The organism is Flectobacillus major DSM 103 (assembly GCF_000427405.1).
Taxonomy (GTDB): Bacteria; Bacteroidota; Bacteroidia; order Cytophagales; family Spirosomataceae; genus Flectobacillus; species Flectobacillus major.
Genome location: NZ_ATXY01000003.1, coordinates 97,224 through 123,619 on the forward strand (window position 1 = coordinate 97,224; position 26,396 = coordinate 123,619).

The 26,396-nt window shown below is 38.7% G+C and carries 20 protein-coding genes; 3 read left to right on the forward strand and 17 right to left on the reverse strand.

Annotated features, from left to right (window positions below; genetic code table 11):
* Positions 1-59 precede the first annotated feature (59 nt).
* From hypD to FLEMA_RS75830, 13 genes are all read right to left on the reverse strand, one after another.
* The gene (gene hypD, locus FLEMA_RS0100590; RefSeq protein WP_026993779.1) at positions 60-1,148 is read right to left on the reverse strand and encodes a hydrogenase formation protein HypD; all 1,089 of its coding nucleotides are present in this window, start codon (positions 1,146-1,148) and stop codon (positions 60-62) included.
* Complete coding sequence (locus FLEMA_RS0100595; RefSeq protein WP_026993780.1) at positions 1,145-1,429, reverse strand: HypC/HybG/HupF family hydrogenase formation chaperone; 285 nt, start codon at positions 1,427-1,429, stop codon at positions 1,145-1,147. Before FLEMA_RS0100595 ends, hypD begins: the two co-directional genes overlap by 4 nt.
* Before the next feature lie 68 nt (positions 1,430-1,497).
* A complete protein-coding gene (gene hypF / locus FLEMA_RS0100600; RefSeq protein WP_026993781.1) occupies positions 1,498-3,834 on the reverse strand; it encodes a carbamoyltransferase HypF in 2,337 nt (778 codons plus the stop codon).
* Complete coding sequence (gene hypB / locus FLEMA_RS0100605; RefSeq protein ID WP_052353891.1) at positions 3,831-4,538, reverse strand: hydrogenase nickel incorporation protein HypB; 708 nt, start codon at positions 4,536-4,538, stop codon at positions 3,831-3,833. Before hypB ends, hypF begins: the two co-directional genes overlap by 4 nt.
* Before the next feature lie 61 nt (positions 4,539-4,599).
* Entirely contained in the window at positions 4,600-4,944 is a 345-nt protein-coding gene (locus FLEMA_RS0100610; RefSeq protein WP_026993783.1) for a hydrogenase maturation nickel metallochaperone HypA/HybF, read from the reverse strand.
* Between the two features lie 123 nt (positions 4,945-5,067).
* Positions 5,068-6,561, reverse strand: a complete 1,494-nt coding sequence (locus tag FLEMA_RS0100615; RefSeq protein ID WP_026993784.1) for a tetratricopeptide repeat protein — start codon at positions 6,559-6,561, stop codon at positions 5,068-5,070.
* A gap of 29 nt (positions 6,562-6,590) precedes the next feature.
* Entirely contained in the window at positions 6,591-6,893 is a 303-nt protein-coding gene (locus tag FLEMA_RS0100620; RefSeq protein WP_044170328.1) for a hypothetical protein, read from the reverse strand.
* Positions 6,890-7,354, reverse strand: coding sequence for a hydrogenase maturation protease (locus FLEMA_RS0100625; RefSeq protein WP_026993786.1), 465 nt, complete (start codon positions 7,352-7,354; stop codon positions 6,890-6,892). The genes FLEMA_RS0100620 and FLEMA_RS0100625 overlap by 4 nt, the downstream gene beginning before the upstream one ends.
* Positions 7,355-7,609: 255 nt before the next feature.
* Positions 7,610-9,205, reverse strand: coding sequence for a nickel-dependent hydrogenase large subunit (locus tag FLEMA_RS0100630; RefSeq protein ID WP_026993787.1), 1,596 nt, complete (start codon positions 9,203-9,205; stop codon positions 7,610-7,612).
* Positions 9,206-9,340: 135 nt separating this feature from the next.
* Positions 9,341-10,324, reverse strand: coding sequence for an NADH-quinone oxidoreductase subunit B family protein (locus FLEMA_RS0100635; RefSeq protein ID WP_026993788.1), 984 nt, complete (start codon positions 10,322-10,324; stop codon positions 9,341-9,343).
* A 373-nt stretch (positions 10,325-10,697) separates the two neighbouring features.
* Positions 10,698-11,318: a TetR/AcrR family transcriptional regulator gene (locus FLEMA_RS0100640; protein WP_026993789.1), complete on the reverse strand. Its 621-nt coding sequence runs from the start codon at positions 11,316-11,318 to the stop codon at positions 10,698-10,700.
* A 6-nt stretch (positions 11,319-11,324) separates the two neighbouring features.
* Positions 11,325-11,684, reverse strand: a complete 360-nt coding sequence (locus FLEMA_RS0100645) for a hypothetical protein (RefSeq protein WP_026993790.1) — start codon at positions 11,682-11,684, stop codon at positions 11,325-11,327.
* Positions 11,685-11,792: 108 nt separating this feature from the next.
* The gene (locus FLEMA_RS75830) at positions 11,793-12,431 is read right to left on the reverse strand and encodes a TetR/AcrR family transcriptional regulator (protein WP_026993791.1); all 639 of its coding nucleotides are present in this window, start codon (positions 12,429-12,431) and stop codon (positions 11,793-11,795) included.
* Positions 12,432-12,806: 375 nt separating this feature from the next.
* Between FLEMA_RS75830 and FLEMA_RS0100655 the strand changes: the two genes are divergently transcribed.
* Positions 12,807-14,204 (forward strand): alpha-L-fucosidase, encoded by a 1,398-nt coding sequence (locus FLEMA_RS0100655; RefSeq protein ID WP_026993792.1) that lies wholly within the window; start codon positions 12,807-12,809, stop codon positions 14,202-14,204.
* A gap of 393 nt (positions 14,205-14,597) precedes the next feature.
* Complete coding sequence (locus tag FLEMA_RS0100665) at positions 14,598-18,572, forward strand: hybrid sensor histidine kinase/response regulator (protein WP_026993794.1); 3,975 nt, start codon at positions 14,598-14,600, stop codon at positions 18,570-18,572.
* A 218-nt stretch (positions 18,573-18,790) separates the two neighbouring features.
* Here the strand turns inward: FLEMA_RS0100665 and FLEMA_RS0100670 are convergent, their stop codons facing one another.
* Positions 18,791-19,375: a Crp/Fnr family transcriptional regulator gene (locus FLEMA_RS0100670; protein ID WP_026993795.1), complete on the reverse strand. Its 585-nt coding sequence runs from the start codon at positions 19,373-19,375 to the stop codon at positions 18,791-18,793.
* A 183-nt stretch (positions 19,376-19,558) separates the two neighbouring features.
* On the opposite strand from FLEMA_RS0100670, the gene FLEMA_RS0100675 reads away from it, so the two are divergent.
* Complete coding sequence (locus FLEMA_RS0100675; RefSeq protein WP_026993796.1) at positions 19,559-20,521, forward strand: tyrosine-type recombinase/integrase; 963 nt, start codon at positions 19,559-19,561, stop codon at positions 20,519-20,521.
* Positions 20,522-20,591: 70 nt separating this feature from the next.
* Here the strand turns inward: FLEMA_RS0100675 and FLEMA_RS0100680 are convergent, their stop codons facing one another.
* From FLEMA_RS0100680 to FLEMA_RS0100690, 3 genes are all read right to left on the reverse strand, one after another.
* Positions 20,592-22,010 carry an efflux transporter outer membrane subunit gene (locus FLEMA_RS0100680; protein WP_026993797.1) on the reverse strand — a complete coding sequence of 473 codons (1,419 nt, stop codon included), beginning with the start codon at positions 22,008-22,010 and terminating at the stop codon, positions 20,592-20,594.
* Positions 22,011-22,021: 11 nt separating this feature from the next.
* Positions 22,022-25,186: an efflux RND transporter permease subunit gene (locus FLEMA_RS0100685; protein ID WP_026993798.1), complete on the reverse strand. Its 3,165-nt coding sequence runs from the start codon at positions 25,184-25,186 to the stop codon at positions 22,022-22,024.
* A gap of 24 nt (positions 25,187-25,210) precedes the next feature.
* Positions 25,211-26,396 (reverse strand): efflux RND transporter periplasmic adaptor subunit (locus FLEMA_RS0100690; RefSeq protein WP_026993799.1); only part of this gene is annotated, 1,186 nt, incomplete at its 5' end.

A 26,396-nucleotide genomic window follows, 5' to 3' on the forward strand; every position in this document is an offset into this window, starting at 1 on the left:
ATTTTTAGATACTTACTCAAATGTATAAATCTATTTACTAGGCTTTCCAAATGGGTATTTCAAACCACTTCGGAGTAATGATAATAGGCCGCACAAGCACCTTCTGACGATACCATCGGAGCACCCAAAGGTTTTTCGGGTGTACATTTTTTGCCAAACTGACTACACTCAAAAGGCTTCTTGATGCCTTTTAGCACCAATCCAGCGATACAATCTGCACATTCAGGTACTTTTACGATATTGACTGCAAATTTTTTATTGGCATCAAACTCGGCTAGCTTGTCTCGTACCTCCCAGCCACTCATAGGAATAGTGCCTAGACCACGCCATTCACGGTCGGCTATTTCAAATACCTCTTGAATAATTTTTAAGGCTTCAGGATTTCCTTCGGGCTTTACTATTCTACTATATTGGTTTTCAAGATTAGCTTTTCCTGATTCTAACTGTTTGACGGTCATCAGAATACCCTGCAATAAATCGACAGGCTCAAAACCTGTCACTACCATCGGAATATCATGTTTTTCTACCAAATCATAATATTGACCAATGCCCATAATAGCACAAACGTGTCCTGCCGCTAAAAATGCTTGAATACGTGCCGTTTCATCGTTCATGACGGCATCAATTGCAGGTGGCACCAATACGTGAGAAGCCAAAATAGCATAATTTTTTAAGCCTAAACGCCTAGCATGAACCACCGAAAGGGCATTAGCTGGAGCGGTCGTTTCAAAGCCTACAGCAAAAAAAACTACTTCCTTGTCGGGGTTTTGTTGAGCTAGTTTTACGGCTTCTAGTGGCGAATACAAAATCCTGACATCTGCACCATTGGCTTTTGCTTCTAGCAAGCTGCGTTTTGAACCTGGCACACGAATCATATCGCCAAAAGAACACAGGATTACGTTTTTTTCTTCGGCCAAATACACCGCTTTGTCTATCAAATTGATAGGCGTAACACATACAGGACAACCTGGGCCATGTACCATTTGTACTTCTTGGGGAAGCAGATTGAGTAAACCATTCTTTACCAAACTATGCGTTTGTCCACCACAAACTTCCATGATGGTCCAAGGACGGGTAACGGTTTTCTTGATTTCGTCTAAATACTGCTCAACGAGTTCTGGGTTTCTATATTCTGATAAAAATTTCATGGCTGATTGGGGGTTGGAGCGTCAATTTGGCAAGAATCTATCAGTTCGTCCAATTCACCTATTTCGCTAAGATAGCTAAAGGTTTTTTGTGCTTCTTCTTCATCGACTATCGTTAGGGCTACGCCCACATGAACCAGTACATAGTCGCCAACGACAGCATCGGGTACCATTTCAAGGCTTGCCTCTTTGATGATTCCACCAAAAAGTACTTTTGCCATACGAACCAATCCATCGTATTGATATTCAATAGATTGTATTTTCCCTGGAATTGCAAGACACATATTTTTATGTTTTAAAATGATAAAAAATAATCCAAAAATCTAGGCTTTCGCTTTTAATAATTACTGAATTATCTGTTTTTTGAATATTCAGTACACTTATGAAAATTGATTTGTCCAAATGAAATACTTTCATCGTTGGGAGACAGCTTTTGATGAAAAAACAACTGAAAATTAGCTTGTAAATAATGCCTCAACAAGTCTACCAAAACTGCATTTTGGAATACACCACCACTAAAAGCAATTTTTTTGATTTGGTATTGCTCTGCCACAATTCGCACCGATTCTACTAAGGAAAAATGAAACTTGGCAGCAATAAATCCATCGCTTTTCTGCTTGGCAATATCTTGTAAAATACCTTCTATTAATTGCTTGGTAGGGATATTACTAAATGGTTTTGTCCAATAACTTTCCCCAAAATCATAGCCATTTTCGTCCAAATATCTCCCAGCTAATTCTTCTAATAACATAGCTGCTTGGCCTTCAAAAGACTGCTTTTCGCATAAGCCCAAAAGAGACGCAACACCATCAAAAATACGACCTACACTACTGGTTTTTATTATATTTCGCTCTAGTATTTTATGATAAACAAGCCATTCTTGTACCGTAAATTTTGGCTGTATGATTGGCTCAACGTTGGCCATTGGATATGTCAAACACAAGGCAGAAATACGAGGCTCACGAGGCATTTTATCACCTAGAATAGCATCAAAATAGTCAAAATGCCGTCGTTCTTGTTGAATAAAAAACTCACCTCCCCACATATTACCATCTGTTCCGTAACCCGTACCGTCCCAAATAACCCCCATAACGGTATTATCATTGAGGTTATGTTCGGCCAAAATAGCTGCAAAATGAGCCTGATGATGTTGGACTTTGGTTACAGGAATGTGCCATTGCTGTGCTAATCGTTGTGCCAATGACGTAGAAAAATATCCTTCATGAGCATCACAAAAAAGCCGACTTTGGGTTAGAGTATGCTCAAATAATGTTGCAAAATGATGTAATACTCGTTCAAAGTTTTGCTGAGTTTCATAACTTTCTAAATCGCCTAAATACTGGCTAACATATAAGTTATCGGTGTTTTGAATAGAAAAAGTACTTTTTAATGACGCTCCAAAACCCAAGGACACACTGGTATCTGAGTTTATTGCTGCCTTATTTTTTACTACTAATAAATTGCCACGGCTTCGTCTGATCAGAATTTTTTGTTGATATTTTTCAGAAAACCGTATTACTGTGTCATCTTGTGGAACAATGATTCGGCGGTTATTGGTCAAAATATAATCTACTATTGGTGATAATTCGGATAATGCTTTTTCATCTTCAAAAATGATTGGACTACCACTAACATTACCACTTGTTGCTACCAAAGGCTTTCCAAAATCATAAGCAATCAGGCTCAATATGGGCGTATAGGGCAACATCGCACCTATATAATCAAGATTGGGATTGACTCCTTTGGCTATTTGCGTACCTATATTTGGGCGTTGCTTGAGTAATACAATAGGAGCTTCGGTACTTTGAAGAGCCTCTTTTTCTTTTTCATGGATAAACACCTCTTTTTCAAGCAATTTTATATCAGGAAACAAGACAGCAAAAGGCTTTGTTGGTCGGTTTTTGCGTGTTCTGAGCTTATTAACAGCACTTTCGTTGGTGGCATCGCACATCAATAAGTAACCTCCAATTCCTTTAACTGCCAAAATATTGCCTGCTTCTAATGCCCATTTTACCCGACTCAATATCCAGTGACTGTCGTACAGCTCGGCTATTGCTTGAGCTTGTCCATCAATTGTTTTGTACCAACCCAACTTAGGGCCACATACATTACAAGAGTTGGTTTGGGCATAAAAGCGTCGGTCGTTGGGATTATGGTATTCTGTCAAACAAGCCTCGCACATCGCAAAATCGGCCATTGTGGTCTGCGGTCGGTCGTAAGGTAATTTTGTTATAATAGAATACCGTGGGCCACAATTAGTACAACTGATAAATGGATAGCGATAACGCTTATTGTGAGTATCATCGAGTTCTAGTCGACAGTGATGGCACATAGCAAAGTCAGGAGCAAGCAATAATGAAGCCTTACCTTCCGATGTACTTTCTGTAATTGAAAAATCTTCAAAAAACTGTTTATCAATATGTTTTAATATTGAATAGTCGATTTGTGCCAACGATGGAGCTTGGAAAAGTACTTGTTGGTAAAAATTTTGGGCAGTTGTTGCATCGGTATTAAAGATAATCTCAACTCCCTCCAAACCATTACGCACCTGTCCTTTTAGCCCCCAATTGTTTGCTAACTGATACACAAACGGCCTAAAACCAACCCCTTGAACTAGCCCTTTTAGGCTAATAGAATAAGTATACTGTACTTGATTTTTTGCTTTATTGTTGATACTTACGCTATTCATGCTTCTACCAAACTTCCTTTTTTCTCTGCTACTTTCTCGGTCAACCATCTACACCATTCGTCCATTCCATCACCTTTCAAGCTCGAAATTGTCATTACATCAAGGTCTGGATTTACTTCTCTGGCATCTTTAGTAACGGCATCTACCGAAAAAGGTACATAAGGCAATAGGTCGGCTTTTGAAACAATCAGCAGCTCGCTTGTCAGAAACATGCGAGGGTATTTTTTGGGCTTATCGTCGCCTTCGGTACTAGCCAAAACCGTTACCCGATAATCTTCGCCCAAGTCGAATGCTGCTGGACAAACAAGGTTACCTACGTTTTCAATAAAGAGTATATCTACCCCCGTTAAGTCGATATGATCGAGGGCTTGATAAATCATTTGGGCTTCGATATGGCACATTCCGCCTGTTACAATTTGTAGGGCATTGATACCTACTTCACGCATGCGGATAGCATCACGTTCGGTTTCGGGGTCGCCTACCAGTACAGCCATATTGAGTTTTCCCTGTAGTCGCTTGCCTGTTTCTTGCATCAAAGTTGTTTTTCCGCTACCTGGCGACGAACATACATTGATTACTAGCATATTAGGCAATCGCTCACGAATAGCCTTTGCCACAAAATCATTGACTTTGAGCAAATTCATCGTTGTGTTATCGCACTGAATAGAGCCTACGGCTGCTTGATTAGATTTGGGCTTACTCATTTTATAAAGATTAAGATTTTGCAACAATTGAATAGTACAGTTTTTTGAAAAAAAAACCTAATCAGGGTTCGTCCAACTCGACACTACTAATTAATAATTCTTCGCCCTGTACAACATTGCGGCTAGGTTGTCCACAAGGACAAATAAAGCGATACTGTGCTACTTCAGAAGTTGTATTACAAGCCTCACAATGAATCAGAATCGGTAAAATTGTAACATGCAACGACGTTTTTTGATAGCGAGGTTCATCTTCCAAAACCGCCTGAAACGCATTTTGCATAAGAATAGGCTGTACATTTGAGAGCAACCCCACGGTTAAATTGATTCCTCGAACCCTTGGAATATCATTGGGAAATTCTTCTTCCAAAGTGCGGAAAATATTTCTGACTAATGAAATTTCGTGCATTTGTTTTATGCTAATTACTTTCTAAAATCAAATATATTCTATTTAAGGTTATAAAAAATAAAAAATCGTATTTTTAGAAAAATTTTTCTAAAAATACGATTTCTCTTCAAAAGAAGGCTTTTTTTACAATATAAATGCTAGTTCATTTAATTTTTCGATATGAATTTGAGCTTCTGCCAAAAGCTTTTCGTCGTTGACCAACTCTTGGATTTCTTCGGCCTTTAGTTTCATTTCGTCTAGCAATGCTTTTTGTTTTTCGGCATCTTCTTCATGAACATGCCAGCATGCTTCTAGGTAATTAAGCAGGGTTAGGGTTCGTTCATAAGGATATTCGTAAGCTGTACGTACCGCCAAAGCTTCGTTATAAAAATCTAAGGCTTTTCGGTAATTATCGGTCAGTTTGGCTTCAGGGTATTTGGTGAGGGCATTGGCATAATGATTGCAAATTGTGGCATATTCGTAAGGATGAGTTGCTAGGGTAAAATAAGCAAGAGCCTGCTTGAAAGAGCTAATCGAAACGGCAGCCCAAATACTTTTCTTTTTAGCCTCATCAGGAATCTCGCTGTAGATAATACCTAAATGATGTTGAATTTCGGCAAAAACATCTGGTGTTGCATCTTGAGTAAAGGTTTTGAGGGCTTCTTGATAAGCCTCCATAGCTCCTTTATAAAACTGAATATTGCCATTTTGAGCCCAAGTAAACAACAAAACACCTTTGCGATAATGGGCATTGGCCTCCAACTCAGGGGTATCCTCGTCTCTAAATATCCGAATAGCACGATTGATATACCCCAATGATTCGCTAAAACTATCTGTAAAATTGGCCACCTGAGCGGCATCAATCAGCAATAACCCTGTTTGCAAAGCCCGCCCCTGACTTTCATAATACTGAAGCACTTCCCAGATAGTCTGTTTGGTTTTTTCCAACAAAGCGTAGTCGTAAGGAACTGTCAAATTTTGTAGCCAAATACTGTATAATACGGCTTTTAATTCTGTTTGAACATTGGTATCCAACACCTCGCTAAGGATACTCACTAGTAAGGCTTCGGCCTCGGACAACAAGCCAAAATCTAGTAAAAAAGCAGCAAAATGTTTGGCTGTAAAAGCTTTATAATGAGTATCTGGAGCATTTTCAAGGGCTTTTTCGTAGGCTGCTTTGGTGAGGTGATCGCCAACCAAGGTATCGGTATTGCCATAATGTAACACTACCGCCCGATTATGCCAACGGCGGTAGTACTCGAACGTACCAAAATCGTTGATAGGTTCGGCCAGAATTTGTACTAATACCCCCGATTGTAGTCGATTAATGAGGTCAATATCGTTGGTAAGTTGTTGGTTTTCAAAGCTATTTCCATACACTTTTTCCCAGTTACCTAACTTCAAAAAAATAAGAGATAGTAAATTGGTTGTATTGAGTGGTATTGACGTTTTCAATAAAATAGGAGGTAAGCTTTCAGACCAATCCAAATTGACCTGAATAGTATTTGCGATGATAGTAAAATCACATTGGTTATTTTCAATAAGCTGAATATCAACCAATTCATCTAAACGATTTTCGGAAGAGATAATGGTATTAATGATATTGAGCTGGTCAAATTGAGTGGATATAGAAAGCATCTGTGTGTGTGTTGAATAGATTACCAACTTTATAAATTTATCGAAATAATTCCAGTGTTTTTTAGGTCAAAAACCAAATCACGGTCGGTATCATCAAGGTCGTTGTCGAGCAAAATAGCCCTTACCAAAAGAGCCTTATCGCCCTGTGTATTTTTATCTTTGAGAGTTTGCCAGTGTGTTTTGTGCATTTTTTCAAAAAATATTTTAGACCTTCCCGCAATCAATAGCGTGTGGCGTTCGGGATAATACACCCAATTTACTTGGGTATCGTTTTCTAAAACTGTTTTTACAAGAGCTACTGGAATAATAATATGGCCATTGTGTAATTTCATAATTCTGCTAAAATATAATCTACAACTTTATCGCCAGCGGCTTTTACAGTATCCGAAAGCTCCATTTCGATCCGAGTATTATCTACTGCAATCAAATAAACACTAATATCATCGGGATAATCATCTCTCAGAATTTTCTTGGCATAGCTCAATGCTTGATCCCATTTAATACTGTGCAGAAACACCATGGGGTCGTCGATAATGGCGGCATCAATTTCTTGAGCAGGTACTTTATAAAGTGTTCCAACACTTTCGCCCGTATTGATAACGGCATCTACAATAATAATGCGTTGATGTCCCTGAAGCTTGAAAAGTACCTCAAATGCCCCCGTTCCCATATCGAGCAAGGTGATGGTATCTGATTCTATTCCTTTTTTTTGTAATTGTTCAATCACGTAGCATCCTACGGCATCGTCAGAACGAACAGGATTGCCAAAACCCATGATAGCTGTTTTTACCATTTCTTATTTTCAATTTTCGTAGCACAGGTAAATTATCGAATGAAAATAGGTTATTGAAAAGTGAATACCCAATTCCCTTCTCAATAACCTACTATTGAATACTAAATGAAGCCGTTTAATTTTTTCGATTCGGTTTTACCCCAAAAAAACATTTAGGCAACACCAATAAAGTAGTGAACAAATGATTAGAAAATACTCCATATCGGCTATTGGATTTTTGAAATATAATCTCTAAACTTCTGTACACTATTACAACTATAATTTGAATTTAGCGAGCTCTTTTCCGCTTTTTTGGTCGTGAGCATGTACCGTACAGACCAAACATGAGTCGAAAGAACGAGCTACCATACCTACTTCTACAGGGTCGTGGGGGTCTTCTATTTCGGTGCCTTCTAAAGCCGCTTCGATTGGCCCAGCATTTCCTTTATCGTCGTTTGGCCCTACATTCCAAGTAGTAGGAGCCATTACTTGATAGTTTTTGATTACACCATTTTCAATTTCAATCCAGTGAGCCAACGCCCCCCTTGCTGCTTCGGTTGCACCAAAGCCTTTTCCGTCTTTTTCTTCTGGTTTAATATAAAAATCGCCATTGAGGTCAATTTCATGTAGCCATTGGTCGATTTGAGTAAACAAACGAGCCGCTTCGTGTACACGAGCAAGGGTACGGGTAAATACACTTGGCCCCATTTTGGCATAAATATCCCCAAATAATGGGTCGTAAACTTGGTGAGGTAACAGATTATCAGGATTGGCATTCATCAAAACCCTAGAAAGTGGCCCTGCTTCGGCAGCATAATCATTATACCGCGGAGCTTTCGACCACGAGTATTTTCCGCCAAAATCTGAGCTTGCCAACGGCTGCGACTGTAGCGGAGTAGGCAGCGGTTCGTCCCAAGGGTGAGCCGCTACGGTGTCTTTATACCAAGCATGTTTAACGTGTTCCTGAATTTTGAGATGGTCAAATTCAGAATAGTTTTTGCCATCGAAAAAGCCCGATCGGCTAATTAATGCTGCATTTCTACCCTCAATAGTCGGTTTTTGATAATGGTCTTTGTGTAAATATGTACCCGTAGCAATAAACTTTCCAACACCTTGCCCAAACTTATGAAGTCCAAATTCTAGGCCAGCACGAATAAACAAACCTAAATCAGAGTTACGTTGTGATTCGTTTTCGTCAACCCAAGCCAGCAAATCGTCATAGGTTTTGATTTCCATATAACGTTCGATAGAACAACCTAACCAAATGGTTTCGAGCCAGTCTTTTCTAAACTGATTCATAATAGCAAAAGCCCTCGTAACATCTTTGAGCGTAGGCGACGACATTACCCCACCCGGTACCATATACGAAGAGTGTGGCCATTGTCCACCAAAAATAGCATAAACCTCGACAGGACGGCCAGAGGCTACAACACCTTTTTGGAAAGATGTACCAACATAAGCAGCAAAACGACGAACAACCTCATCGTAAAGAGGTTTGTTGGCAAATTTTTTATTAGCCATGTCGGTAGCAAAAATTGCATAAAACCAACGTGGTATCGACTGAATTGTTTCGGTTGCTTGGCCAATGGCTCTTAGCAAAAGGGCATTAGGAGGTAAGGTAGTTCCCCAAGCAGTATCCAAAGCAGACGAAGCACAATATAAGTGCGAACCACCGCAAATACCACAAATTCTAGGTGTTACAATAAGACCCGACTGGGGGTCTTTGCCTTCCATAATTTTTTCAAAACCTCTAAACATAGCCGCTTGGGTATGAGCCCTTGTTACTACGCCGTCTTCCATATATACTTTTACATCGAGGTCGCCTTCAACACGGCCTACGGGTGATATATTGAGTTCTTTTTTAATTGCCATTGTATTTGATAATTTGTAATCATGAATAAATTACGAATTGTTAAGTATTTGGGAATTGGCTACTTGAATTAAATAGCCTATTATAGACCTTCTAATCAGGCATATAACTTGAGCATATAGTAGCTCTTAGAGGTACTACTTAGAACCTTCCGAATGTGATTTCTCAACGCCAACAGCTACCTCAAGAGCGTGCATGGTTTTTTCAAAGCCTGCTCTCATATAATAGCCCAATTTTGAATTACCAGCAGGTACTTCTTTGGGCAAAATACCGAGGTATTTCATGGTTTTGAAAACACTACCTTTTACTAAATCATTATGCGGGAAACCTGGCTCGGTACATCCTAAACATGGGTGATTGGCACGGGTTTTAGAAGAATGCCTGTTCCAAAGAATTTTGTTACAGCTAGAACGCGTCATTGGGCCACGACAACCCACTTCGTAAAACAAACAGCCATTGCCACGTTTTCCAAAACCGCCGTCTATTTTATTGGCAAAATTTACTACGTTGGTACAACCTGTTTGAACAAAATCGGTGAAAAAAGTTTTGGGACGGTGGTATTCGTCAATTAAAACGTCGCCGATACGGCCTGTCGCAATCGCCACCAAAATTTGGGTTATCCAGTCGGGGTGAGCAGGGCATCCCGGAATATTAATAACTGGTAAACCTCCTTTTGAAACATAATTAGCACCCAAGAAGCCCCCTTTATCTTTTTTCAAAAACTGCATCCCTGTTGACTCAGAAGGGTTAGGAGCAACCGCAGGAATACCTCCCCAAGTAGCACAATCGCCAATAGCCACTACATACCCACACACTTCGGCAAGCTCTTTTACCCAGTCTTGCATAGGGCGGTCGCAGAAGTAGTTCATTGTACCAGTTCCATTGGGGCCTTGAATAATACTTCCCTCATAAACCAAGATATCGCATTGTACCTTTCCTGCAACGATTTCGTTGAGCAAATGTGTAACTTGTTCTCCTATTTCCAGACCAATAGAAGGATGCCAGAGAATGTTCACGCCAAAGTCGGTGACCAAGTCTATGACGGTAGGTTCTTCAGCATTCAAGAATGACATAGTGTTACCACTACATGCTCCTCCTTGAAGCCACAATACGTTTGCCATATCAGTTTTTAGTTTACGAAGTTGAAATTGTATAATTCTTGTAAATTATATTGACTTCACAATTTTAGAAAATAATTTCTAGGTTTAGAAATTATTTTCTAATTATTTTGCCAATTTAGAATTGTTTTAAATTAGCAAAAGACGTGAGGGGTGAAGAGTGAAAAATGAAAAAGTGAAGAGTGAAGGGGAGAGCTAGAATAGGAAATTAAAAAGGAGAATGGAAAAGAATTTTAACATATAGTTATTGCATTAGTTATAGTTATTGCATTAGTGGGCGAAGTCATTCGCTCGCTAATGCAATAATACTGATGAAAAAAGCAAGCAAATACAATAATCACTAACTCATTCATAACCCACTTGCAACTAACTCTCTCTAATACGAAAAGCTAGGCAAAATAACTTGGTTAAATTCGGTCAAACCAGATTCGGTGAAATAGGGGCGTAACTGATTCCAGACTGCATATTTATACTGCATTTCGGTGGGCGTAATACCTCTCATACGACATTTCTGGATATAGAAAATAAGGTTTGTCCATACATTTTCAGCTACTTGCTGGTACAATCCAGAAAAAGTTTCGGGGATAAAATCTTGGTTAAGTACCAGATAATCAATACGACTTTTGATTTGAATCAACATTTTGGTAATGTATTCTTGCCAAATTTGCTGATGTTCGGTTGGAGTATTATTGGTTTTGAAAAAATCGGCAATATAAAATTGATACTTATCAAAAAACTCATAGTATAAACTCAACTGGGCATCAAAACCCGTCATAGCCGTAGAAACAGCATATTGCCGAAGAACATTAGAAAAATCTTCGAAAATATGTTCATACACAGATTCTACAATGGCATCTTTATTTTTGAAATGATACGCCAAATTACCAACACTAATACCAGTATCTTCTGCTATTTGTTGTAAACGCACAGCGTCTATACCATTTTGGTTGAAGAGTTGAATGGAAGAGTTGAGAATTTTTTGCTTAGTATTGTACATAAAATATCAATTTTGACATAAATTTAATAGCTCAATATTTACTTCTAATGTTCCTCTTTGGTCTTTTGCGGCCAATCTACGCATAAAATGAGCTTTTTGAGCTGCCCTTTTTGGACAAGGATGCGAAACAATAAATCTTCTGATAAACTTGAGTGGATTATGTATAGAAGCAAAAACTAAATCTACAGCCCACTCGCCTTTACTTTTGTGAATATCATCAATAACGGCTGTATCCGAAAGCCATAAATCATCAAAATAGAGCCTAAAATCGCTTGAATTCCCTTTTTTTTCACTAAAAAAAGTATCATTTAATCCTTTCATAAGTTGTGCATAAGTGTTGCTATCAATTCTAAAGGGCGATTTCATAAGGTCATTTTTTTGAGTCAGTACTATTCTATTTTTCTAAATTAGAAAAAATTTTCCAATTCTGAAAGTTGTTAAGGGTTTTAATTTCGGAGTATCATGCCATTTAATTTAGCTCCAAGTGTCAAATAACAAGCTATCGAGTTGTTGGTATTCGTTTTGGCCAGTAAGCGAAAAATAAGGAGCTAATAACCCCCAAATATTGTCTTTGAGTTGCTGAACATTGATTTCGGCCAATTCTGTTCCTTTCATACGTTCAAAATTCATCCAGTTTTCTAAAATCAACAAATACCTATTGGCCAATAAAAACGTAGAATCGGGTGCTTGAGGCTCTAATAATGCACCACGAGCCACATTAAATTTGACAAGTAGTTCTAACTGAATGGTTTGCCACTGAACCTGCTCGCGGTACTGTCGCTTAATAGCTGGATACGCCCTAACTACTTCAAGGGTATCGGTGTAAAAAAAGCTGTATTCTTTTTGAAGCAAAAAACTATTTTCTACATGCCTATTGATATTAACAAACAAAGGAATCATTCGTAAATCGGCCAAAAGGCGCTGTTGCTCATACACCAATTGTTGGTAGAGTTTTTCAATAATTTCGTCTTTGGTTTTAAAATGATACGCCAAATTACCAACACTCATTCCTACTTCATCGGCAATATGCTGCAAACGTACACTCACAAACCCAAATCGATTGAAAAGGTAAAGGGCTGAAGCAAGTATTTTCTCTTTGGTATTAAGTGACATGACAATGAATCGTTGTATGCGTCAAGATTGTATTGGGATAGGACTTACCGATTAACGACTGTTATCTTACGGTTCGATATCTACACAAGCTGGTTTTTTGTAGGTATTTTGGTCAAGACCAAAGATTTGACTTGTGCAAAGATAAGGTATATTGTGTCAAAATAAAAACAACGACACAATCAAGAAGGTATATTCCTGACTTTCAACAATATCCCTACTCTTGTACCCTATTTTACCACTCTTTGCGGTACAGTACCCACCATGTATCAAAGGATAATCATCAGGTTGTAAAGATGCTATATTAACCTATAGAATTGTTGCGAAAGCCATTTATTTTGTACAATTACTTATTAAATTCGCAAAAACCCTTTAACTATGAAAAAATTAATTGCTTGCCTGGTGTTGATTGGGCTAAGTTTTCATTGGTCGTATGCCCAAAAGCAATATGACAATAATTGGAGTTCAATCGACAGCCGTCCTGTACCAGCTTGGTTTGAAGATGCCAAATTTGGTATTTTTATTCACTGGGGTGTTTATTCTGTACCTGCGTATAGCCCTACAGTTAGAGACAATGTTGGTATTTATGATAGATACGCCGAACATTATTGGAGACGCTGGAAAGAACCCAATAGTACTCAGCATTATTTTACAGACTTTCATAACAAAAATTTTGGTCCTAATTTCCAGTATCAAGATTTTGCCAATCATTTCAAAGCAGAATTATTTCAACCCGACGAATGGGCTAACTTATTCAAAGAATCAGGAGCAAAATATGTGGTTTTAACCTCAAAACACCACGAAGGCTTTACGCTATGGCCTTCCAAACATTCGTGGAACTGGAATGCCGTAGACCTTGGGCCTCATCGCGATTTGTTAGGCGATTTGACCCAAGCAGTACGTGAAAAAAATATTAAAATGGGTTATTACTATTCGCTGTTAGAGTGGTATCATCCTTTGTACAAACAAGCTACTATTGGCCAGTATATCGACGAACACATGTTTCCGCAAATGAAAGATTTGGTAAATACCTACAAGCCAGATATTTTCTGGACAGATGGCGAATGGGATTACCCCTCTGAAACCTTGCGAAGCACACAATTTTTGTCGTGGCTCTATAACGAATCGCCCGTAAAAGAAACCGTTGTAGTAAACGACCGCTGGGGCAAAGAAACCAGAAGCAAACACGGAGGCTTTTATACAACCGAATACGACCTTATTCATGAGGGCGACTCACAAGGCGTAAAATTTGAACGCCCGTGGGAAGAATGCCGAGGTATAGCAGGCTCTTTTGGTTATAACCGCAACGAAATACTAAGCGATTATTCGAGTTCGGAAGAGCTAGTACACATACTTATCAATAAAGTAGCTCGTGGGGGCAATTTGCTATTAAATATAGGCCCTACTGCCGACGGCCGTATTCCTGTCATTATGCAACAACGCCTTACTGACATAGGCAAATGGCTGAAAGTCAACTCAGCAAGTATTTATGATACCCGCAAGTGGGATCAAGCTCCAGCCGTTACCAAAGATACCAAAGTATATTTTACCCAAAAAGGTAAAGACCTCTATGTAATTTGTACCGCTTTTCCAGACAAAGATTTTAGTGTCGAAAAAATAGCGAAGCCTAGCAATATCAGTTTATTAGGGTTAAAGAACAGTACAATCAAAACAATTTATAAAAATGGCAAATTGACAATTTCGCCGCCAGCCATAAGCCCAGCCAATAGCCCATGCGACTACGCTTGGGTATTTAAGCTAACAAATGCTTTATAAAAATTACCCCCTCAATAAAAGTTTTATTGCCCAAAATACTTCCACACTCAAAACCCTACTTATATCATTTATTGAAGAATACCATCTTAGTAAATGTGTAAGTGGGGTTTATTTTACTTTTATAGTATTCCTACTTTTACAGGTTTTAAACCAAACGCTTAGTTTTGATTCTATATTAAAAGGCCGCAACCCCTATCTGCAAATTCTACAAAACCTAGACTATGCCTTATCATTACTATTATCGAAATTCTTTGTACTTTCCTTTTCTATTACTAAAATTAGCTGATTCTGTTCAATCGTTAGGCATAATATCTCAATATGGGCTGCCAAAGATATGGGGTATTTCTTCGTTTAAGTTTTCAAAGTATATTTACGCCTTAAAAACAATACTCCTTGAAACCCCTTTTTCTCATATTACTTTTGATTGGTTGTTGCCCAAGTTTATGGGGGCAATCATATAGTTTTCGGCATTATCAGGTTGAGGATAACCTGTCGTACAACTCCGTTACTTGCAGTTTACAAGACAAAAATGGTTTTCTTTGGTTTGGTACAAAAGACGGACTCAATCGCTTTGATGGTTATACGTTTAAGGTATTTCGCAAAACCGAAGATACCGCAAACTGTTTAGGCAATAACACTATTTTCTCACTGAGCCAAGGTTTAGACAATACTATTTGGGTGGGTACTCAGCAGGGCTTGTATCAGTACAATATTCTTACCGAGCGATTTAGCTTAGTAAATGGTACAAAGAATAATTTTATCAGAACAATTGTACCCGATACCCAAGGAAACATCTGGTTTGTCAAAGATTATTCTTTGGCTTGCTACAACCAGAAAAACCGTAAGATGCTGGTATTGCCCAAAGCTCCTGAAGATATTCATGCTACTTCGGTGGTTATCAATAATCACACTGTTTGGCTTTCAACTACCGATGGCTTCCTCTGGGAATATAATACGCTCAGCAATTTGTACCAAAAACATGATATTTTTAAAAATTCTCAACCTGCTATTTCTCATTGGATAGACAAAATTTTTGATACTGGACAAAACGCCCTATTGGTGGGTACATCAAGTCAGGGAGTGAAGCTTTTTAATACCACAACCAAAACCTATCAGGATATTTTGACCCTGAATCAGCACAAAACGGCTCTTTATGTCCGTGATTTTATGCACCGTTCTGGCGATGAATATTGGATAGCTACCGAGTCGGGGGTATATATTTACTATCTTCAATCAAAAAGATATATTCAACTTACCCACGAATACAACAATCCTTATGCCCTTTCCGACAACGCTGTGTATTCGCTATGCAAAGACCGCGAAGGAGGAATATGGATTGGGACTTATTTTGGCGGTATCAATTATTTGCCTACTCAGCATACTACTTTCGATAAATACTTTAATCAGGGAACACAAAATAGTATTACGGGCAATGCCGTAAGAGAAATTTGTCAAGACCATTTTGGTAATTTGTGGATAGGGACAGAAGATAATGGGCTGAATAAACTCCATTTACAAACCAAAAAACTAACGCATTTTAAACCCGATGGCTCTGGTCATGGTATTTCGCATTCCAATATTCATGGTTTGTTGGTGGTTGGTGACCAACTTTGGGTAGGCACTTTTGAGCAGGGGCTAGCTATTATGGATATTAAAACAGGTAAAGTTATCAAGCATTTTGTGGCAGGAAATGGCCCCAATGCACTTAAAAGTAACTTTATTGAAGGCCTTTTTAAAACCCATGACAACGCTATTTTGGTGGCTACCTCCAATGGCCTTTTTCGCTTCAATCCCAAAGAAGAAAACTTTAGCCCTTTGCCTTATGTGCAGGGGCATTTTATCGCTCTTATCGAAGACTCGGACGGCACTCTCTGGGCGGCTACAAGCCGCAATGGGCTATTTCATATAGACCTAAAAACCCACAAAACCGAGCATTATACCAATCAAGACACCGACCTTAGTAGCCTGAGTAGCAATTCGGTTAATGGAATGTTTGTCGATAGCCAACATACACTTTGGGTTACTACCGAAAATGGCCTCAATAAATTTGACCGTAAACTTCGTCATTTTACCCGATATAGTACCAAAAATGGTTTTCCTAGCAATGTTTTTTACAAAATATTGGAAGACAACAAACAAAATTTATGGATTAGCACATCCAAAGGCTTAGTAAGCTTGAATTTACAGTCGCACAAGATTTTTACTTTTACCAAGGCTAACGGTATTTTGAGCGACCAATTTAATTATAATTCGGCTTACAAAGACCAAGAAGGACGCATGTATTTTGGTAGTGTAAAAGGACTCATTAGCTTTATGCCCGATACTTTTACCCAAAATACGACTGCACCAGCTATTTATCTAACTGGATTTCAGGTAGATAATAAGGAGTTACCTATTCAGCAAGAAGATTCGCCTCTCGAAAAAACCATTACTTTTACCAAGGAAATTACCCTTGCCTATAACCAATCTACCTTTAGTATCGACTTTGCGGCCTTGGGCTATACCGCTCCCGAAATGACCGAGTATATGTATATTTTGGAAGGACTCGATAAACAGTGGACATACCTCAAAACCAACCGAAAGGTATATTTTACCAAACTTTCGGCAGGGCATTATACCTTCAAAGTACGAGCATCGAATAGTAGTGGCTTGTGGAGTCATCAAATGGCAGTACTTACTATTGAAATACAACCTCCATTTTGGGCAAGTATTCCTGCGTATATTTTGTATAGTATTGTAGCCATTGTGCTTTTGATACTGTCTGTCCGTCAATACCATAACAAAATTGCTCAGGATAATCAGCGGAAAATAGCCTTGTTGGAAGTGGAGAAGGAAAAGGAAATTTATCAGGCCAAAATGGAGTTTTTTACCCATGTAACACACGAAATCAGAACTCCCCTGACTTTAATTAAAGCTCCATTAGAAGATTTGCTCAAAAAAGTACAAGAAAATTCGGGTATCAAGGCCAATCTATTAACAATGGAAAGAAATACCAATCGCTTATTGGATCTTACTAATCAGTTATTAGATTTTCGTAAAACCGAGGCTAAAGGCTTTAGCCTCAGTTTGGTTAAAGTAAATATTTCCCAATTTTTGCAAGACCGTTTCGACGAATTTTATCCTATGGCGGCTTTCAAGCAAATGCAGTTTGAAATAGAACTTCCAGCGGCTGTTCAATGGGCTTTTGTTGATAAAGAAGCTTTTTACAAAATTATCACTAATCTATTAGACAACGCTATTAAATATGCCGAAAGCAAGGCAATTGTTCGCCTAAAAAGTAGCGATGAATCGCCAGAACACTTTGTTATTGAAGTACTTAGTAATGGCAATTTGATACCAAAAGACTTTAGGCAGCGTATTTTTGAACCTTTTTTCAGAATGCACCATGTCAGCAACGAACAAGGAACAGGCATTGGCCTTTCGCTGGCACGTTCACTTGCCGAGCTACACGGAGGTACATTGCAGGTAGGTATTCAGCAAAACATGAATGTATTTTGGGTTTCGTTGCCAATACACCATGCCAACGAGTTGGGAATAGAGAAAGAAAAACACCATAGCTCAGGTACAAAAGCTCATACAAGTGAGCCTATCGACGAACGTTCTACCATATTGGTAGTGGAAGATAACCACGAAATAGCCCATTTTATTACCGAAAAATTACAGGCAGAATACCATATTGTTCAAGCCAATAATGGTAAAAAAGCCTTGGAAGTTTTACAAAATCAAAGTGTTCACCTTATTTTGAGTGATGTGATGATGCCTATTATGGATGGTTTTGAGTTTTGTAAAATCGTAAAAAGCAACCTCAACTACTCGCATATTCCGCTGATATTGCTAACAGCCAAAAATACCCTTCAATCTAAAATCGTGGGTTTAGAGCTAGGGGCCGATGCCTATATCGAAAAACCTTTTTCGCTCGACCACCTACTTACACAAATAGCTAATTTATTGATTAACAGAGATAAAATTAAAAACTACTTTGCTAATTCGCCCTTGGTGCATATCAAAAGTATGGCTTATAACAAATCGGATGAGCTGTTTTTAGAAAAAATCAATGAGGCTATTTTTCAGAATATCGACAATCCACTATTGGATGTCGACCTTTTGGCAGATATGATGAATATGAGTAGACCAACCCTCTACCGCAAGGTAAAGGCCATTGCCAATCTGTCACCCAACGAACTCATTGTAATTACCCGACTCAAAAAGGCTGCCGAACTATTGGTTCAGAGTGATTTTAAAATCCAAAAAATTGCATCAATGACAGGCTTTAGTTCGCAAGCTCAGTTTGGCCGCTGCTTTCTCAAACAATTTGGGATGCGACCTTCAGAATTTGCCAAGTCAAAGCAGAATAATGCACCCTTATAAGTGATGTGTTTTAAGCAAAAAATCCTCTTAATCGGCGAATAAGTTTGTCAATTAAGAGGAAAATATTAACACCAAACCACTAAAATAAGAATGTATACTTACTTACAACAATCAACTGGTATTCAATGTTTTAATAATCCCACAAATAATTAAGAAATTTCAGATGTCGGATAAAACACCACAAACAGTTTTTGTACAGCCACCAATACCCCATTTTTCTATACGTGCTTTACACTAAGCATTTTTCGTACCCTACTCAACGATTCGGGCGTAATACCCAAATAAGAAGCAATCATGGTTTGAGGCACTCGCATGATTAGATTGGGGTATAATTTCATAAAATCCAGATAACGTGTTTCGGCAGTAGCACTCAGCAATAAATTGATGCGTTTTTGCATAAACCGAATAGAATTATGCAAAATAAGAGTTTGGAATGCACTAAAATTAGGAATAATCCTATCTGCTTTTTCGTAAAAAGATTTCCTAATATGAATAGCGTTGGTATCTTCTATGGCCTCGATATAAAAAAGAGATGGTTCTCCAAAAAAGAAACAATTTTTATCATTAACCCACCAGTTTTCGGGTGTAAACTGAATTACATGTTCCTTGCCAAAAGTATCTATCGTATAAGCTTTCAACAGCCCATCCAATACATAATAAGTACTATTATCGACAGTCCCCTGCTCTAACAATACTGTTCCTTTTTTAATCTGTTTTACAGTAATTTCGGTACAAACCTGTTCAAATTGTTCGTCAGTTACCTCAATATGTTTTTTTAGAGCTTCCTTAAATCGTTCTTTCATGGTTTAGTCGAATGTTTTATTTAGTCAAAAATAAAGAAATTCTCTTAAATCATATATATTCTATCGTTGATATAAAGTAATAGCCTACAAAACCAATTGTTGAAAAAGCCTAAAATACAGCAAAGGTTTGGTGAGTTCTTGATGATATGTTACTTTTGATAATATTTAATTATCGGAAGTAATATGGATAAGCAACATATTGTCCCTTTTTCTGCCAACCAGCTATCGACAGAACACGCTTTAATCGAAAAAGCAAAAACGTATGGCCAAAAAGGGATTGAGGGTGCTATTAATACACAACGAGCCTACCAACACGATATTCAACATTATGAAGCTTGGTGTACAAGCCATCAGGTATTGGCTTTGCCTGCTACTGTAAGTACGCTTATTTTATACGTAACGCACTTGGCCGATACTTATAAATGGGCTACCATTAATCGAAAAATTGCGGTTTTACGAAAATACCACACTTTGGCTGGCCATGACTTGCCTTCGCAAGACAGTTATTTTAAGGCTGTCATAGAAGGCATTAAGCGAAGTATTGGGGTGCGGCAAAAACAGGCTTCGGCTTTTAAAATGCAAGTTTTCAAAAATACCATAAAAGATATAGATACAAGCCATTATCGAGGGCTACGCAATAAGGCTTTGTTATTATTGGGTTTTGCGGGGGCTTTTCGGCGGTCGGAATTGGCTCTGCTTTCGGTCAAAGATTTGCACTTTAATGATGCGGGTATTATTATAAATATTGCTTTTTCCAAAACCAACCAATATAACGAAGCTGAAGAAAAAGCTATTTTTTATAGCCCCGATTTTAGCCTATGTCCTGTACGAACACTCCAAAAATGGATAAGTACAGCACAATTACTTCATGAAGATGCTGTTTTTACAAGAATCCGAAAAAATCAGCAGCTAACGACAAACCGCTTGACAGACAAATCGGTTAATGATATTTTTCAACAATATTTTGGTAAAGAATATTCTGCCCATTCGTTAAGAGCCTCATTTATTACCATTGCCAAAATCAACGGTGCTGATGATGCCGAGATTATGCGACAAACCAAACATAAAACATCATTGATGATTCAGCGATATACACGCATCGACGATATTACGATACACAATGCCGCTTTGAAGCTGGGTTTATAATCATCAAAAAGCCAGCAAGCAGTTGTGACGTGCTGGCTGGCTTATAGAATATTAGAGAAGGAACAAAAAATTATTTCCAACCACCACCCAATGAGCGATATAAATCTATATCGGCATCGAGGCGAGCTTTTTTGAGCGAAACCAATTCTAATTCGCTTTGCAATAAATTACCTTGGGCTATGATAACTTCTAAGTAAGTAGCCATGCCATTTTTAAATAACATATCAGACTGACTAATAGCCGATTGAAGGGTATTTACACGTGTAGACAATTGTGTATTTTGCTCTTCTATTTTTTCAATTTTCACGAGAGCGTCGGCCACTTCGGCAGTGGCTACCAACACCGACTGTCTGAAATTAATAACCGCTTTTTCTCGTTGAATCGTCGCTACATCATATTGTGTTTTGAGTCTTTTACCATTAATTAATGGCTGAGTTAGGCCACCAGCTACAGTACCAAACAAAGACGTAGGAATACTAAACCAATTGCTAGCTTCAAAGGCATTGACACCACCCGCAGCCGTAATAGTAAGGGAAGGATACAAACTTGCTTTGGCTATCCCAACTTTGGCATTGGCATCTTGCAAGGCCAGCTCTGCACTTTTAACATCGGGGCGATGGCTCACCAAAGCCGAAGGTACACCTACTGCCAACGAATTTTGTGATTGGATAGCTTGTAAAAGCGTTTTTCGTTCAAAAGATTTTGGAAAAGAACCTGTCAATACACTCAAGGCATTTTCCTGAATAATGATATTTTGTTCCAGTTGTGGAATCAATTGTGCCGCTACCAACCGCTGTGCTTCGGCCTGTTGTTTGGCCAAAATGGTGACTTGTCCTGCCTCAAATTGTAATTGGATAATCGCCAGGGTTTTATCGTTTAGTACCAAATTTTTCTTGGCAATTTCGAGCTGTGCATCCAACATTAACAAGGCATAAAACCCTTTTGAAACAGCCGCAACAAGGGTTGTTTGTAGAGCCTTTTTGATTTCATCCGACTGAGCATACAGTATCAACGCACTTTTTTGTTGATTTTTGATTTTTCCCCAAATATCGGCCTCCCACGATATATTGGCAGCAGCTGTAAAATCTTCTATGTGTTTTTTACCTAGAAATTGATTCAAACTAATACCATTCAAACTATTATTGGAAGGATTGGTGGTAGTGCTATTAAGCTGAAAATTGAGGTTGGGAATATTGGCCCATTTGGCCTGCTGCAACTGTCGTTGGGCAATATCAATATTCTTTTGGGCAATTAACAAATCATTGTTGCGAACAATAGCACTGTCTATTAATTGTTGGAGTGCTTGGGTAGTAAAAAACGATTTCCACGCAATATCAGCTACCGAAGTACTATCGGATTGAGTTGCGGCTCCTCGATAAGCCGTTGGAATGGCATTTTGAGGAATGGCAAGGTCTTTGGACACTTGACAAGCATTAACTACCACCCATACCATAGCTAGGGCAAAATAGTGTTTTATAGGACTTTTCATGATTTTCTGGATTATACTTCTGCCAGTACTTCTTCAACAACAAGTGCTGGTCTTGGAGAAACTTTTTCGTGCAAATACTGAAATATGACAAACAACACAGGAATAATAAATAAACCTAAAATTACCCCTGTAACCATACCTCCAGCAGCACCAATACTAATAGAGTGATTGCCCTGAGCCGAAGGTCCTTGTACGCCCATCATTGGTACAAGCCCCACCACAAATGCCAACGAGGTCATAATGATAGGTCTTAAACGAAGGCGGGCGGCTTCTAAGGCCGATGCCTTCAATGATTTGCCTGAGGCTCTTCTTTGTAAGGCAAATTCTACAATCAAAATAGCATTTTTGGCCAACAAACCTATCAACATTACCAAGGCTACTTGTACATAAATATTGTTTTCGATACCTTTTAAGCCAATAGCTGCAAATACACCGAATATCCCCGTTGGAATAGACAGAATCACGGCGAAAGGAAGAATATAACTTTCGTACTGAGCTGATAATAAGAAATATATGAACAATAACGATAAAAGGAATATCACTGTAGATTGTCCGCCCGAAGAAAGTTCTTCTTTGGTCATACCCGAAAACTCAAACGAATAACCTGTTGGTAAATGTTTTTCGGCCACTTCTTCTACAGCACGGATGGCATCGCCCGAGCTATATCCAGGCTTGGCAATAGCATTGACCCCGATAGAATTAAAAAGGTTATACCGAGAAGCTGTTTCGGGGCCATATACTCGTTTTAGGGTAACAAGGGTATTAATTGGCACCATATCGCCCAAACGGTTTTTTACATAAATACCGTCCATTGCTCCGATTTCGGTACGAGCGTTTTTGTCTGCCTGAACCATTACTCTGTAATATTTCCCAAATCGATTAAAATCTGAGGCCTGCGAACTACCAAAATAGGTCTGCATAGTCTGAAGAATATCTCTTACATTTACGCTTAGTTGTTCGGCTTTTACCTCATCTACCTGCATGTCGTACTGAGGATAATCGGCCTTGAAAGAAGTAAATGCAATGGCTATTTCTTCACGCTTCATAAGCTCTCCGATAAACTTATTGCCTACCTCACTAAACTTGGTTAGGCTACTTCCTGTTTTGTCTTGTAGCACAATATCCAACCCATCGACATTACTAAAACCTGGCACTGTTGGGAAGGTAAATACAAAGAAATTGGCTCCTTTAATATTAGCTAACTTGCCTCGAACCTCGTTCATAATAGCATTAATATCAGTCACTTGACCTCTTTCTTTGGCAGGCTTGAGCAATACAAAAGCTACCCCCGACGACGGGCTTGATGACTGGGTAAGGATATTGAACCCCGATAGCCCCATCAATGTTCGCTTAGATTCCATAGTAGCCAAAGCTGTTTCGGCTTCATGAATTACTTGAGTGGTTCTGTCGAGCGAAGCACCTGCTGGCATCGACAAAGATATTGCTATAAAACCTTGGTCTTCAGACGGTATAAAGCCTGTTGGTGTTTTTTTGACCATCCACACGGTACTAGCAATTACAATCAATAAACCCGTAATACTTACTAATTTATGGTTAATCAAAAAGCGTAGGCTGTTGGTATATTTATGGGTTAGTTTATCAAAACCACGGTTGAAACCTGCAAAAAACTTGTCTTTAAACGACGCTCGTGACGTTGGATAAGCATGACCTGTATGTGTATTTTTCAAGAATAAAGCAGCCAAAGCGGGACTCAAAGTAAGAGCATTGATAGCCGAAATAATAATAGCAATAGCCAATGTAAAAGCAAATTGACGATAAAAAACCCCCGTAGAACCTTCCATAAAACCTACAGGAAGAAACACCGCCGACATCACAAGCGTAATCGAAATAATAGCTCCTGTAATTTCGCTCATAGCCGAAGTTGTGGCGGCCTTTGGCGGAAGGTGTCGATGTTCCATTTTGGCGTGTACAGCTTCTACTACTACAATGGCATCATCAACAACAATTCCGATAGCCAACACCAAGGCAAATAGCGTGAGTAAGTTGATAGAAAAACCAAATAGTGACATAAAAAAGAATGTTCCTAAAATGGCTACAGGTACAGCAATAGCTGGAATCAACGTAGAACGAAAATCTTGCAAAAAGATAAATACTACCAAAAATACCAGAATAAAGGCTTCTACCAAGGTAGATATTACTTGATGAATAGATTGATCGAGCGAGTCTTTGGTATTATACAGGGTTAAGTATTTTACGCCTTTCGGAAAATCTTTTGAAGCCTTTTCCATCAATTTAGCAATTGCTATTTGAATTTCGTTGGCATTTGACCCAGCTAGCTGCATGGTAGCAATATTGATACCAGCCTTGCCATTGACACGGGTAAAATTACCGTAGGTATAAGCCCCAAATTCTATTTTTGCAACATCTTTCAATCGCAATACCGAGCCATCGGCATTTGAGCGAATAATAATATTTTCATATTCGCTAGGCTTGTTGAGCTTACCTTTATATTTGATAACGTATTCAAAAGACTGCTTGCTACTTTCACCAAATTTACCAGGGGCCGCCTCTAAATTTTTATCCTGAATAGCGGACATAACCTCTTTAGGTGTAAGGTTATAGCTAGCCATTTGGCTAGGATTGAGCCATACCCGCATCGAATAATCTTTGTTTCCTCCAAAAATAATAGACTGCCCTACCCCAGGAATACGCTTTATGGCTGGAATAATATTGATTTGGGCATAGTTGGCCAAAAAAGTTTGGTCATACGTTTTTTCATCTTCCGAGTACATATCTACTACCATAATCAAGCTATTTTGCTGTTTGGCAGTTGTAATACCAGCTTGTACTACTTCGCTTGGTAGTTGGCTAGTAGCCTGAGATACACGGTTTTGAACATTTACTGCCGCTTGGTCGGGGTCGGTGCCAAGTTTGAAAAATACCGTAATTACCAACGAGCCATCGTTACTAGCCGTTGAACTCATGTAGCTCATGTTTTCAACACCATTGATTGATTCTTCGAGCGAAGGAGCTACAGCTCGCAAAACGGTTTCAGCATTGGCACCTGGGTATAAAGCTATAACTTGTACTGCAGGTGGGGCAATATCTGGAAATTGTTGTAAAGGTAATTTGCTAAGCCCCAAAACGCCCACAATAACCAATAGAATGGATATGACAGTTGCCAATACAGGCCTGTCTATAAATTTCTTGAACATAATAAATTTTGAAAAGTTGTTGAATTAGTTTTTAGCAAGCTCTTTTTTGGCTGGCTCAGGTGTTATTGTAGCACCATCCTGTAAGTTTTCAAAGCCTTTGAAAACGATTCTATCTCCTTCATTTACACCTTCTTGTACAATATAATCATTGTTACTTTTGCCCGATATTACAATAGGGCGTTTGCTTACTGTGTTATCCTTATCAACCGCAAAAACAAATACTTTATCCTGAACTTCTACAGTAGCCTGTTGTGGTACTAAAATGGCATTGGGGTGAATAATTCCTAAATTAATTCTACCGGTATTGCCTGAACGTAATAAACCTTTGGCATTTGAAAACGTAGCACGAAGGGTAATTGCTCCTGTATTTTTATCAAATTGACCATCTACCATATCTATTTTGCCCTTTTCGGCATATTCCGAATTGTCAGATAATATCAAAGATACTGGAGGTAGATTTTTGATTTTTTCATTCAGCGAAAGCCCTTTATTCTTGGCTGTAAAGTGCATAAAATCACTTTCGCCCAAAGAAAAATACACGTATACCTGACGTACATCCGAAAGCTGAGTAAGGGCTTCTATATCACTTGGCGATACCAAATTGCCCTGTTTTTTGGGTAGTCGACCAATATACCCGCTTACTGGAGCCTTGATAAGGGTATAACCTAAGTTGATTTGGGCAGTTTTTACCATTGACTGTGCTTGTTGTACGTTGGCCAATGCTATTTTGTGGCTGGCTTGTGCGGCTTTTAGCTGATATTCTGATACTACTTTGTTTTGTACCAATGGTGTTAGTTTGTCAACTTCTAATTGTGTGTTGAGTGTAGCAGCTTCGGCAGCACGAAGGGTTGCAATAGCACTGTTGAGTTGGGCTCTAAAGGGCTGTTCGTCGATTTTGAAGAGCGATTGGCCTTTTTTAACAAAGCTTCCTTCATCCACAAAAACCTTATCTAAACTTCCGCTTACTTGCGGACGAATGTCTACATTAACAATACCTTGAATCGAAGCGGGGTATTCGGTAGTAGTTAGTGCCGAGGTACTGGTAATATTGACAACAGGTAAAACCTGAGGAAGGGCCGCCTGTGTGGCTGTGGGTTTGGTTTCGGAACATGCTAATTGCAGATACAGTACAATGCCTCCTAAAATAATGTTCCTGATGAAACTAATGTGTTTTTTTAAATTATTGAATTCGTTGAACATGACTTTATTG

Bases quoted from the DNA above. Each gene is read 5' to 3' on its own strand.
- hypD (WP_026993779.1), bottom strand. From the start codon at position 1,148: ATGAAATTTTTATCAGAATATAGAAACCCAGAACTCGTTGAGCAGTAT.
- FLEMA_RS0100595 (WP_026993780.1), bottom strand. From the start codon at position 1,429: ATGTGTCTTGCAATTCCAGGGAAAATACAATCTATTGAATATCAATAC.
- hypF (WP_026993781.1), bottom strand. From the start codon at position 3,834: ATGAATAGCGTAAGTATCAACAATAAAGCAAAAAATCAAGTACAGTAT.
- hypB (WP_052353891.1), bottom strand. From the start codon at position 4,538: ATGAGTAAGCCCAAATCTAATCAAGCAGCCGTAGGCTCTATTCAGTGC.
- FLEMA_RS0100610 (WP_026993783.1), bottom strand. From the start codon at position 4,944: ATGCACGAAATTTCATTAGTCAGAAATATTTTCCGCACTTTGGAAGAA.
- FLEMA_RS0100615 (WP_026993784.1), bottom strand. From the start codon at position 6,561: ATGCTTTCTATATCCACTCAATTTGACCAGCTCAATATCATTAATACC.
- FLEMA_RS0100620 (WP_044170328.1), bottom strand. From the start codon at position 6,893: ATGAAATTACACAATGGCCATATTATTATTCCAGTAGCTCTTGTAAAA.
- FLEMA_RS0100625 (WP_026993786.1), bottom strand. From the start codon at position 7,354: ATGGTAAAAACAGCTATCATGGGTTTTGGCAATCCTGTTCGTTCTGAC.
- FLEMA_RS0100630 (WP_026993787.1), bottom strand. From the start codon at position 9,205: ATGGCAATTAAAAAAGAACTCAATATATCACCCGTAGGCCGTGTTGAA.
- FLEMA_RS0100635 (WP_026993788.1), bottom strand. From the start codon at position 10,324: ATGGCAAACGTATTGTGGCTTCAAGGAGGAGCATGTAGTGGTAACACT.
- FLEMA_RS0100640 (WP_026993789.1), bottom strand. From the start codon at position 11,318: ATGTACAATACTAAGCAAAAAATTCTCAACTCTTCCATTCAACTCTTC.
- FLEMA_RS0100645 (WP_026993790.1), bottom strand. From the start codon at position 11,684: ATGAAATCGCCCTTTAGAATTGATAGCAACACTTATGCACAACTTATG.
- FLEMA_RS75830 (WP_026993791.1), bottom strand. From the start codon at position 12,431: ATGTCACTTAATACCAAAGAGAAAATACTTGCTTCAGCCCTTTACCTT.
- FLEMA_RS0100655 (WP_026993792.1), top strand. From the start codon at position 12,807: ATGAAAAAATTAATTGCTTGCCTGGTGTTGATTGGGCTAAGTTTTCAT.
- FLEMA_RS0100670 (WP_026993795.1), bottom strand. From the start codon at position 19,375: ATGAAAGAACGATTTAAGGAAGCTCTAAAAAAACATATTGAGGTAACT.
- FLEMA_RS0100675 (WP_026993796.1), top strand. From the start codon at position 19,559: ATGGATAAGCAACATATTGTCCCTTTTTCTGCCAACCAGCTATCGACA.
- FLEMA_RS0100680 (WP_026993797.1), bottom strand. From the start codon at position 22,010: ATGAAAAGTCCTATAAAACACTATTTTGCCCTAGCTATGGTATGGGTG.
- FLEMA_RS0100685 (WP_026993798.1), bottom strand. From the start codon at position 25,186: ATGTTCAAGAAATTTATAGACAGGCCTGTATTGGCAACTGTCATATCC.